This window comes from Zavarzinia aquatilis (assembly GCF_003173035.1).
Lineage (GTDB): Bacteria > Pseudomonadota > Alphaproteobacteria > Zavarziniales > Zavarziniaceae > Zavarzinia > Zavarzinia aquatilis.
The window spans coordinates 97010-104675 of the sequence record NZ_QGLE01000014.1 but is presented as its reverse complement, the minus strand read 5'-3'; the positions used below and the strand labels follow the sequence as shown (position 1 = coordinate 104675).

Annotated in this window: 7 protein-coding genes and 1 pseudogene; 2 read left to right on the top strand and 6 right to left on the bottom strand. The window is 66.4% G+C overall.

Features of this window, described 5'->3' with window-relative positions; translation table 11 throughout:
* Positions 1–123 (top strand): annotated as a pseudogene (locus DKG74_RS19135) (IS5/IS1182 family transposase); the annotation flags it as partial.
* Here DKG74_RS19135 and DKG74_RS19130 read toward each other — a convergent pair.
* Positions 120–416 carry a hypothetical protein gene (locus tag DKG74_RS19130; RefSeq protein WP_109907778.1) on the bottom strand — a complete coding sequence of 99 codons (297 nt, stop codon included), beginning with the start codon at positions 414–416 and terminating at the stop codon, positions 120–122. The pseudogene DKG74_RS19135 and the gene DKG74_RS19130 sit on opposite strands and share 4 nt — an antisense overlap.
* Here DKG74_RS19130 and DKG74_RS19125 point away from each other — a divergent pair.
* On the top strand, positions 410–1750 hold the full coding sequence (locus DKG74_RS19125; protein WP_279340898.1) for an NAD(P)/FAD-dependent oxidoreductase: 1341 nt from the start codon (positions 410–412) through the stop codon (positions 1748–1750). The genes DKG74_RS19130 and DKG74_RS19125 overlap by 7 nt on opposite strands.
* A 3-nt stretch (positions 1751–1753) precedes the next feature.
* Here the strand turns inward: DKG74_RS19125 and moaD are convergent, their stop codons facing one another.
* The 5 genes from moaD to uvrB all read right to left on the bottom strand — a co-directional run bounded on the left by moaD (position 1754) and on the right by uvrB (position 7599).
* Positions 1754–2005 (bottom strand): molybdopterin converting factor subunit 1, encoded by a 252-nt coding sequence (moaD, locus tag DKG74_RS19120; RefSeq protein ID WP_109907777.1) that lies wholly within the window; start codon positions 2003–2005, stop codon positions 1754–1756.
* 5 nt (positions 2006–2010) lie between these two features.
* Positions 2011–2574, bottom strand: a complete 564-nt coding sequence (gene pgsA / locus DKG74_RS19115; protein WP_109907776.1) for a CDP-diacylglycerol--glycerol-3-phosphate 3-phosphatidyltransferase — start codon at positions 2572–2574, stop codon at positions 2011–2013.
* Between the two features lie 12 nt (positions 2575–2586).
* Positions 2587–4518 carry an excinuclease ABC subunit UvrC gene (gene uvrC, locus DKG74_RS19110; RefSeq protein WP_109907775.1) on the bottom strand — a complete coding sequence of 644 codons (1932 nt, stop codon included), beginning with the start codon at positions 4516–4518 and terminating at the stop codon, positions 2587–2589.
* Positions 4519–4976: 458 nt separating this feature from the next.
* A complete protein-coding gene (gene folB / locus DKG74_RS19105; protein WP_109907774.1) occupies positions 4977–5399 on the bottom strand; it encodes a dihydroneopterin aldolase in 423 nt (140 codons plus the stop codon).
* A 25-nt stretch (positions 5400–5424) separates the two neighbouring features.
* A complete protein-coding gene (gene uvrB / locus DKG74_RS19100) occupies positions 5425–7599 on the bottom strand; it encodes an excinuclease ABC subunit UvrB (protein ID WP_109907792.1) in 2175 nt (724 codons plus the stop codon).
* Positions 7600–7666: the final 67 nt, after the last annotated feature.

The window sequence follows — 7666 nt, the reverse complement described above, 5'->3', positions numbered from 1 at the left end:
AGCAAGATCAAGCACTTCAGGCGAGTCGCCACGCGCTTCGACAAGCTCGCTGCCAACTTCCTCGCAGCTGTGTCGCTCGCCGCAACCCGCCTATGGCTCAGGTCTTATGAGTCCAGAACCTAGTCGGGTTCGTGGATTTCGATCAGGAATCGCTCGCCCTCGCGCGGGGTCCAGCCGTCCTCGATCATGTCGGCGAGGAAGGCGATGCAGGTCTGCGCCTGGTAGCGGTGATCCGCGCGGGTCTCGGGGCCGAGGTCGTCGGCGAAAACCCCGCGCACCAGTACCTTCACGCATTCGGGCCCGCGCGCGACGTCGATCAGCCATTCGATGCCGGGGCGGCTTTCCGGATCGTCCTCGATATAGAAATCGGCGTGGAAGGCATCGGCGACGGAAAATCGCCAGTCTGTCGATGGCATGGCTGGCCTTTCGCTACGCGGGGTTGACGGCGCCGGCCGGCCCGGCCAGCCTGCGCATCATGACCGGATATGAAGCCTCCTATTACGTCTCGAGCCGTAACGCCAGCCCGATCCGACCTGCGCTGAGGGGCCGGGTCTCGGCCGATGTCTGCGTCGTCGGCGGCGGTTACACCGGGCTTTCGGCTGCGCTCGAGCTGGCGGAACGGGGTTTTCGCGTCGTCCTCCTCGAGGCGGAGCGGGTTGGCTGGGGGGCTTCGGGCCGCAACGGCGGGCAGATGCTGAACGGTCTCAACCCCGGCGTCGCCAGCATCGAGAAGATGCTGGGCGAGGCGGCGTCGCGCGCGATCTGGGACATGACGGTGGAGGCGACCGACATCGTCCGCCGCCGCATCCAGCGCCACGCCATCGAATGCGACTGGCAGCCGGGCTATGTCCATGCCGCGACCAAGCCGTCGCATTACGCCGCCATGCTCGAGGATGTCGAGCTGATGGCGCGGAAATACGGCTATGGCGACCTGACCCCGCTCGACCGGTCCGAGTTGGCCGCGCAGGTCGTCTCCGACCGGTTCCATGGCGGCGTGCTCGATTTCGGCAGCGGGCACCTGCATCCGCTGAACTTCGCCCTCGGCCTCGCCGCGGCGGCGGAGCGCGAGGGCGTCGCCCTGCATGAGGCGAGCCGGGTGACCGAGATTCGCGAGGGCGCGCGGCCGCTGGTCGTCACCCGCGACGGCGAAGTCGATTGCGCGACCGTGGTGCTCGCAGCCAATGCCTATGTCGGCAGCCTGCGGCCGAAGCTGGCGCGGACCATCATGCCGGTCGCGACCTTCATCATCGCGACCGAGCCTCTGGGCGACAGGGCTCAGCGCCTGATCCCCGGCCGGGCCTGCATCTCGGACAGCAATTTCGTCCTCAACTATTTCCGTCTGTCGGCCGACAACCGGATGCTGTTCGGTGGCGGCGCGTCCTATTCCGGGCGCACCGGCCCACACGAGCCGCTGATCATGCGGGCCAAGATGGCGCGTACCTTCCCCGAGCTGCGGGACGTGAAGGTGGAACATTTCTGGGGCGGGCTCGTCGACATCACGGTGAACCGCCTGCCCGATTTCGGCCGGCTGGGCAGTAACATCTATTACGCGCAAGGCTTCTCGGGCCATGGCATCGCCCTGACCAATCTCGCGGGTAAACTGCTGGCCGAGGCCATTTCGGGTGACGCCGGGCGCTTCGATGTCTTCTCGCGCATCCGGCACCGCCCGTTCCCGGGCGGGCGCCTGCTGCGCACGCCGCTCCTCATGGCGGCGATGATGTGGTTCCGCCTGCGCGACATTCTGTCGTGAGGCTCAGCCGCCGGTGACCGGCGGGAAGATCGCCACTTCGTCGCCCGGGGCGACCGGCGTTTCGTCGGTGGCGAAATCCTGATTGACGGCGACCCGGATCGCCTTGCGGTCGGCCAGGGCCTCGGCATGGCGCGGGCTGCGCGCGGCGAGGGCGGCCAGCAACTCGCCGACGGTGGCGACGCCGGGCAGGGGGCCGGTGTCTTCCTCCCCGGTGCCGATCCGCTCGCGCACCCAGGCGAAATAGAGCATCCGCATGGGCCTCAGGCCGCCGTGCCGGTCATGTGGCGGAGACCGGCGCGCAGGTAGTCGTAGCCGGTGACGAGGGTGAGCGCTGCGGCGCCCCAGAGGCCCCACAGGCCGATATCCTCGCTCGGGATCGCGGCGGGCGAGGCCCGGCCGACCATCAGGAAGCCGAGGGCGATCATCTGCACCGTGGTCTTCCATTTGGCCAGTTTCGAGACCGGCACGCCGACACGGAGTTCCGCCAGGAACTCGCGCAGGCCCGAGACCAGCACCTCGCGCAGCAGGATGATCACCGCGGCGATCACGGCGAAGTCGGCGATATGGCCCTTGGCGACCAGCATCAGCAGCGCGGCGGCGACCAGCAGCTTGTCGGCGATCGGGTCGAGGAAGCGGCCGAGGGGCGAGGTCTGGTTCAGCGCCCGCGCCAGCCAGCCGTCGAAATAATCGGTGATGCAGGCGGCGGTATAGAGCGAGAAACTGACCCAGTTGGCCACCGGGAAATCCAGGAAGAAGGCGGCGACCATCAGCGGGATGACGACGATCCGGAACAGGGTCAGCAGGTTGGGCAGGTTGGTGATCATCGCGCGCTCGGGTCAGGCCTTTTCGTTGAAGTGATCATAAACGAGCTTCGCGACGGTTTTCGAGATGCCCGGTACTTTTTCGAGATCGGCCAGTCCCGCCCGCGCCGCCGCCTTGGCCGAGCCGAAATGATGCAGCAGGGCTTTCTTGCGCGAGGGGCCGATGCCCGGAATCTCGTCCAGCACCGATTGTACCGCCGCCTTGCCGCGTTTCGCCCGGTGGGTGCCGATGGCGAAGCGATGCGCCTCGTCGCGCAGGCGCTGCAGGAAATAGAGCACGGGCGAGCGTTGTTCCAGGCTGAACTCAGGTCTGCCGGGGCGGAAGAATCGCTCCCGCCCGGCATTGCGGTCCGGGCCCTTGGCGATGCCGACGACCGGCACCTCCTCGACCCCGAGTTCCCGCAAAATCTCCACGACCGCGCCAACCTGCCCGGCGCCGCCGTCGATCAGCAGCAGGTCGGGCCAGGCCGCGCCGCCTTCGGCGCGGTCCGGATTCTCGGCGACGAGGCGCTTGAAGCGCCGGGTCAGCACTTCCCGCATCATGCCGAAATCGTCGCCCGGGGTGATGTCCTCGCCCCGGATGTTGAATTTGCGATAGGCGTTCTTCATGAAGCCTTCCGGCCCTGCGACGATCATGCCGCCGACCGCGTTGGTGCCCATGACGTGGCTGTTGTCGTAAACCTCGATCCGCTTCGGCGGGGCTTCGAGGTCGAAAGCCTCGGCCACCGCCTGCAGCAGCTTGGCCTGACCCGAGGTCTCGGCGAGGCGCCGGCCCAGGGCCTCCCGCGCATTGGTCCGCGCGTGCTCGACCAGGTCGGCCTTGGCGCCGCGCTTCGGCTCGGCGATCTCGATCCGCCGCTCGGCCGCGGCCGACAGGGCCTCGATCAGCAGTTCGGCGTCGTCGACCGGGCCGTCGACCAGGATCAGGCGCGGCGGCGGGCGCTCGTCGTAGAACTGGGCGATGAAGGCGGAACGGATCGCCGCCTCCTCGTCGGTCTTGTCGATGCGGGGGTAATAGGCGCGGTTGCCCCAATTCTGTCCGCCGCGGAAGAAGAAGACCTGGACGCAGGCCTGACCGCCGTCGACATGAAGCGCGATCACGTCGGCTTCGCCCACGGCATCCGTGTTGATGTCCTGATGGGCCTGGATCGCGGTCAGCGCCTTGATGCGGTCGCGGAAGATCGCCGCCCGCTCGTAGTCGAGGGCTTCCGCCGCCTCGGTCATCTTTTCCGACAATTCGCGCTGGATCGCCTGGCTGCGCCCCCCCAGAAATTCCTCGGCCTGTTCGACCAGATGGTCGTAGTCGGCCTTGGAGACGAGGTCGACGCAAGGCCCGGCGCAGCGCTTGATTTGATAGAGCAGGCAGGGCCGGCTGCGGCTCTCGAACATGGAATCGGAGCAGGAGCGCAGCAGGAACACCCGCTGCAGGTCGTTCAGCGTGCGGGTGACCGCGCCGGCCGAGGCGAAGGGGCCGAAATAGCTGCCCTTCTCGCCCCGGGCGCCCCGGTGCTTGCCGAGGCGGGCCCAGGCGTGACCCTTGGCGATGACGATATAGGGGAACGACTTGTCGTCGCGCAGCAGGACATTGTAACGCGGCTTGAGCCGCTTGATCATATTGGCCTCGAGGAGGAGAGCCTCCGCCTCGGTATGGGTTACAATGACCTCCAGCGCCGTCGTCTCGGCAACCATGCGGGCAATGCGGTTCGACGGGTGCACGCCGTTGGCATATTGCGCCACGCGACGCTTGAGATTACGCGCCTTGCCGACATAAAGCAGTTCGCCCCGCGCGTCGAGCATCCGGTAGACGCCGGGGCCGCTGCCGAGGGTGGCGAGATGGCGGCGGATCAGCCCCCGGCCACGCGATTCGGACGAGTCGCCGGCCGGCGACTCGTCGTCCGCGACCGACTCGTCATCGGGCGGGATATCGCTATCGCCATTCGCAATCATTCGATGAACCCGTTCTGGCCCGATTCACAGCCGCTTCCCATGGCTATCTGCTATGCTGCAACAGCGAAGGTGTCGCGGCGGCGCCGGAGGGCGCGAATGTGACAGTGCTCAAAGCCGCGGGAATCCTCGGTTGCTGCAATTCTTGGCAGGATGCCTTGAAACTGTCCCGTCTTCATCCTGACACTTTCCACCGATCCTGTGGATAACCTTGTTGGCAACCCATGAACCAATGCCGCTCTCCCGCACTTTCCCTAGCTCCCCGCGTCCTTGCTCATAAATTGAGCATCCCGGGGCACCTCTAATGAAATCAATGGGTTACGCGAGAGCGGCCAATTCGGCCGGGATTTTTTAACCATTTTTCGGCTTGACGCCCGGTTGCCCGGGCTGCTAGCCGCGCCTGTGCACAATTTCGCGCGCCCGACGCCATGGCGCCCCTTGTCGCAGGCTATGAGAATTCGTCAGGGCCGCACGTCGAGGCTGGTGACACCGAGCCGGACGATCTCGATTCCGGCCGCGTCGGCACCGCGTATCGCCCCCGGTTTCTCGACGCGGATGCGAACGGCGTGCACCCGGGGGTCCGACAGCAGGCGGTCGGCGATTTCCTCCGCCAGGCGTTCCACGAGATTGAAGTGACCTGTGGCGACCACCGCCCGCGCCTCGTTCGAGGCCCATTCGTAACACACGACCTTGCCGTGATCGTCGCCGGCGGAACGCGGGTCGTCCACCGCGAGGTCGATGTCGAGGCGGACGATCTGGCGCCGGCCCTTCTCGTGGGCCCAGACGCCGATCTCGGCCTCGATGGTCAGGCCCCGGACGAACAGATGGGCAAGGCCCTGGCGGGCGTCGGCGAAACCGACCGGGCTGACGAAACTCTTGGACATGGAAAGGGGCCTCGGCAAATGGGGCTCAGCGGCGGGCTGGCTTTTTCTTGGGGGTGCGGACGCCCGGCCGTCCGCCGCTGGAGCGGCCGCGCGCGCCGGGGGCAGGGGCCGATGGCCGCGCGGTGGGGTTCTGGGCGATTTCGAGTTCCGAGGCCTCGAGCCGGCGCAGTTCGTCGCGCAGGCGCGCCGCTTCCTCGAACTCGAGTTCGGCTGCCGCGGCACGCATACGCTTGTCGAGATCGGCCATATAGGCTTTCAGATTGTGACCGACAAGGTGTTTGCGGCTGTCGTCGCCGAGGTCGACGCTCGAATGATCGGCCTCGAAGACCGATTCGAGGATGTCGCCGATCTGCTTGCGTACCGATTCCGGGGTGATGCCATGCGCCTCGTTATAGGCGCGCTGCTTCGCCCGGCGGCGCTCGGTCTCGTCGAGAGCGCGGCGCATCGAATCGGTGATCTTGTCGGCATAGAGGATCACCCGGCCGTCGACATTGCGGGCGGCGCGGCCGATGGTCTGGATCAGCGAGGTTTCCGAGCGCAGGAAGCCTTCCTTGTCGGCATCGAGAATGCAGACGAGGGCGCATTCGGGGATATCCAGCCCCTCGCGCAGCAGGTTGATGCCGACGAGGACGTCGAAGGTGCCGAGGCGCAAGTCGCGCAGGATCTCGATCCGCTCCAGCGTGTCGATGTCGGAGTGCATGTAACGCACCCGGATGCCTGCCTCGTGCAGATATTCCGTCAGGTCCTCGGCCATCCGCTTGGTCAGGGTGGTGACGAGGACGCGGTTGCCCTTGGCGGTCACGGCCCGGCATTCGGCGATCAGGTCGTCGACCTGCTTCGCGATCGGGCGGATGTAGCATTCGGGGTCGATCAGGCCGGTCGGGCGGATCACCTGTTCGGTGAAGACGCCGCCGGTCTGCTCCAGTTCCCATTTGCCGGGGGTCGCGGAGACGAAGACCGTCTGCGGCCGCATGGCGTTCCATTCCGAGAACTTGAGCGGCCGGTTGTCGATGCAGGAGGGCAGGCGGAAGCCGTATTCGGCCAGGGTCGATTTCCGCTTGTTGTCGCCCCGCTCCATCGCGCCGAGCTGGCCGATGGTGACATGGCTCTCGTCGACGAAGACGAGGGCATTGTCCGGCAGATATTCGAACAGGGTCGGCGGCGGCTCGCCCGGGCGGCGTCCCGTCAGATAGCGCGAGTAATTCTCGATCCCGGCACAGGAGCCGGTCGCTTCCAGCATCTCGAGATCGAAGGTCGTGCGCTGTTCCAGCCGCTCGGCCTCCAGAAGCCGGCCGGTCGACTTGTACTCTTCCAGCCGCTGCGCGAGTTCCAACCGGATCTGCTTCGCCGCCTGATGCAGGGTCGGGCGCGGCGTCACATAGTGGCTGTTGGCGTAGATCTTCACATAGTCGAGGGGGGCGGTCTTCTCGCCGGTCAGCGGATCGAATTCCGAGATCGCGTCGATTTCGTCGCCGAACAGCGAGATGCGCCATGCCCGGTCTTCGTAGTGGGCGGGGAAGACTTCGACATTGTCGCCGCGCACGCGGAAGGTGCCGCGCTGGAAGGCGGCGTCGTTGCGCCGGTACTGCAGGGCGACGAGATTGCGCAGCAACTCCGCCCGGTCGATGGTCTCGCCCGTCTTCAGGCCGAAGGTCATCGCCGTATAGGTCTCGACCGAGCCGATACCATAGATGCAGGACACCGAGGCGACGATGATCACGTCGTCCCGCTCCAGAAGGGCGCGGGTCGCCGAGTGTCGCATCCGGTCGATCTGGGCGTTGATCGACGATTCCTTCTCGATATAGGTGTCGGTCCGCGGCACATAGGCCTCGGGCGTGTAATAGTCGTAATAGGAAACGAAATACTCGACTGCGTTGTTCGGGAAGAAAGCCTTCATCTCGCCATAGAGCTGGGCCGCCAGGGTCTTGTTATGGGCGAGGACGAGGGCCGGGCGCTGTGTCCGCTCGATCACATGGGCCATGGTGAAGGTCTTGCCCGAGCCGGTGACGCCCAGCAGGACCTGGTCGTGTTCCGCCCCGTCGACCCCGGCGACGAGTTCGTCGATGGCTGCCGGCTGGTCGCCCGCCGGCTTGTAGTCGGACACGAGTTCAAAGCGGCGCCCGCCTTCGGATTTCTCCGGGCGTTCGGGCCGGTGCGGAACCCAGGCCGCTATCTCGGCCAGGCTCGGGCCGTCCATCATATTCGCCATATGTTCCTTATAGGGCCGTCGGCCCGGCGCCGCCAGACCGGAAGAAGGCGCAGCCCTG